At 70.5% G+C, this 2488-nt stretch carries 3 protein-coding genes and 1 pseudogene; 2 read left to right on the top strand and 2 right to left on the bottom strand.

Features of this window, described 5'->3' with window-relative positions; translation table 11 throughout:
• Positions 1–172: 172 nt before the first annotated feature.
• Complete coding sequence (locus tag ASC99_RS18365; protein ID WP_057233317.1) at positions 173–673, bottom strand: SigE family RNA polymerase sigma factor; 501 nt, start codon at positions 671–673, stop codon at positions 173–175.
• Positions 674–870: 197 nt separating this feature from the next.
• Positions 871–1149 (bottom strand): annotated as a pseudogene (locus ASC99_RS40655) (SsgA family sporulation/cell division regulator); the annotation flags it as partial.
• Between the two features lie 443 nt (positions 1150–1592).
• On the opposite strand from ASC99_RS40655, the gene ASC99_RS18360 reads away from it, so the two are divergent.
• Both ASC99_RS18360 and ASC99_RS18355 read left to right on the top strand, forming a co-directional pair.
• Positions 1593–2012, top strand: coding sequence for a helix-turn-helix transcriptional regulator (locus ASC99_RS18360; protein ID WP_057233315.1), 420 nt, complete (start codon positions 1593–1595; stop codon positions 2010–2012).
• Between the two features lie 10 nt (positions 2013–2022).
• Positions 2023–2436, top strand: a complete 414-nt coding sequence (locus ASC99_RS18355; RefSeq protein WP_057233416.1) for a VOC family protein — start codon at positions 2023–2025, stop codon at positions 2434–2436.
• The last annotated feature ends 52 nt before the right edge of the window (positions 2437–2488 follow it).

Below are 2488 nucleotides of genomic sequence, written 5' to 3'. Positions count from 1 at the left end.
CGGTGCAGCCGCCTCCCCCGCAGCGCGGCCCGTTGGACCAGGTCGTGGCTGTGCGGGGAGAACCCGCGGGTGGCGAGGCCGAGCGCGTCGTACAGCTCCTGGTCGAAGTCCTGCTCGTGGGGCACGGTGCTCTCCGGTCGGTCGAAGTGCGGGAGCTGCGGGCGCGGTGTCGTCATGCCCGGACCAGCTCGGCGAAGTCGTGGCCGAGGACCTGTCTCAGCCGCTCCCGGGCGCGAAGGCTCCGCACGCGTACGGAGCCGATGGTCATGCCGGTCAGCTGCGCGGTCTCCTCCACCGACCGGTCCTCCCAGTAACGCAGGACGAGCACCGTGCGGTCCTTCACCGAGAGCTGGGCCAGCGCCTCCAACAGGGCCATCCGCAGGGCCGGGTCCTCCGACTGGCCGGCCTGGTCGGGCAGTTCACCCGTCGGCCGCTCGCCGGAACGACGGAGCCTGCGCTGCGAGATGAACGTCCGGGTCAGCACGGTGTGCGCATACGCCACCGGAGCCTGGGTGCGGTCGATCCGCGACCAGGAGCGGTACATCTTCGCGAGCGTCTCCTGGACCAGGTCCTCTGCCAGGTGCCAGTCTCCGGTGAGCAGGCACGCCGTGCGGAAGAGCTGCCCGCTGCAGGCATGGGCGAACTCCATGAAGTCCGCGGGTGCTTCCCCCACCAGATGGTCCTTCCGGTCTCCGTTGTCACAGCACCCACGCCACGACACCGCCTGGACGTTACACACCCGGCCGAAAAGATTTTCGGCCCCGGCCGACGAGCCGTCGACCCACAGCTCTCCGCCCGGCTGGGATCGGGATGCCTCAGCAGCCGGCACAGCAGCAGGTCAAGGTCGAAACGGTCCCGTTCCGATCCGATCGGGACGAGCCGCTCGGTCCGCCACAGGAAGCCCCCGACGTCGGTGCTCCGGGCCCGCAGCACGGCCCCACCGCTCTCACCGCGGAGCGAGACGTAGACACTCTGCCCGCCACCCGGCCCCGGGTGGACCGACACGTCGCCGACTCCCGCCCACTCCCGCAGGCCGGTCGCCAACAGCTCCCGGGCGAAGGTCCAGACGATCGGCTCGTCCAGCCCGACGTGGATGTCCAGGAACACCGCGTACGGGTCCCGCACCTCGTATCTCAGACAGGCGGCCACCGGGACGGCCGAGCCGGGGGCCACCACGAGCTGCAGGTCGAGCGGGGCGGCCACGGTCGGAGCGCCGTGGCCCTGGACGGGCACCCTGGACAGACGACGCACCGTCACCACCCCACCGGCGACGCGTGGTTCGTGCCGGATTCCGGCCGGAAGCTCCGGGGTGGTCGGGTGAGCCGTTCCCACTCCGGATCGCTCCGGCCGGGGACCGTCCACCCACGGGCCTCCCAGAGCTCAGCGAGGTGAGCAAAGATGGGAACTTGGCGGAGAAACGTTTCATCAACGGCCACGTCGCTGGCCTCGGTAACAGTACGCACACCGGAAGAACGACCCAGTCGATCCGGAGTAACCCTCCTCCCCCTCAGCCGTGCTGTCCGTCTGCTGGCCGGACCGACGCTGCGCCCGTACCCGCCCAACATGATCCAGCGCTGTGGGATGGTGGTGGCATGACGTTGGAGGACCTCGCCCGACTGCGCCGGGCCCGTGACCAGGTGGACCGCGACTACGCGGAGCCGCTCGACGTGCCGGCTCTGGCGCGCACCGCCCTGATGTCGCCGGGCCACTTCTCCCGCAGCTTCCGCGCGGCCTTCGGGGAGACGCCGTACAGCTACCTGATGACGCGCCGGATCGAGCGGGCCAAGGCGCTGCTGCGGCGGGGTGACCTGTCGGTGACGGAGGTCTGCTTCGAGGTCGGCTGTACCTCGCTCGGGTCGTTCAGCTCACGGTTCACCGAGCTGGTCGGCGAGAGCCCGAGCACGTACCGGGCCCGCAGCCATGACGAGGGCGCCGCCGTCCCGGCCTGCGTCGCCAAGATCCACACCCGACCGGTCAGGAATGGAGAAGCAAAACCCACGGCCCGCCCGTAGCGTGAAACGCATGGACATCAAGCTTTCACAGTGCTTCATCGCCGTCGACGACCACGAGAAGGCGATCCCGTTCTACCGGGATGTGCTCGGCCTCGAGGTGCGCAACGACGTCGGGTTCGAGGGGATGCGCTGGGTGACCGTCGGGGCGCCGTCGCAGCCCGGCGTGGAGATCGTGCTCGAGCCGCCCCTCGCGGACCCGAACGCCCCCGCCGCCGACAAGGAGGCCATGGCCGAGCTGCTGGCGAAGGGCCTGCTGCGCGGGGTCATCTTCTCGACCGAGGACTGCGACGCCACCTTCGAACGGATCCGCGCCGCCGGCGGCGAGGTGCTGCAGGAGCCGATCGACCAGCCGTACGGCGTCCGCGACTGCGCCTTCCGCGACCCCGCCGGGAACATGCTGCGGTTCAGCCAGCCTCGCGCGTAGTGACCACGCCCCCTGAAGACCCATCAGCGCGGCGGACCCCGGCCTGACATCC

This window comes from Kitasatospora sp. Root107 (assembly GCF_001424875.1).
In the GTDB taxonomy this organism is placed as follows: Bacteria; Actinomycetota; Actinomycetes; order Streptomycetales; family Streptomycetaceae; genus Kitasatospora.
Note: the sequence above shows the minus strand (reverse complement) of the source record. Positions and strands in the feature narration are given on the sequence as shown.

Bases quoted from the DNA above. Each gene is read 5' to 3' on its own strand.
- ASC99_RS18360 (WP_057233315.1), top strand. From the start codon at position 1,593: ATGACGTTGGAGGACCTCGCCCGACTGCGCCGGGCCCGTGACCAGGTG.
- ASC99_RS18355 (WP_057233416.1), top strand. From the start codon at position 2,023: ATGGACATCAAGCTTTCACAGTGCTTCATCGCCGTCGACGACCACGAG.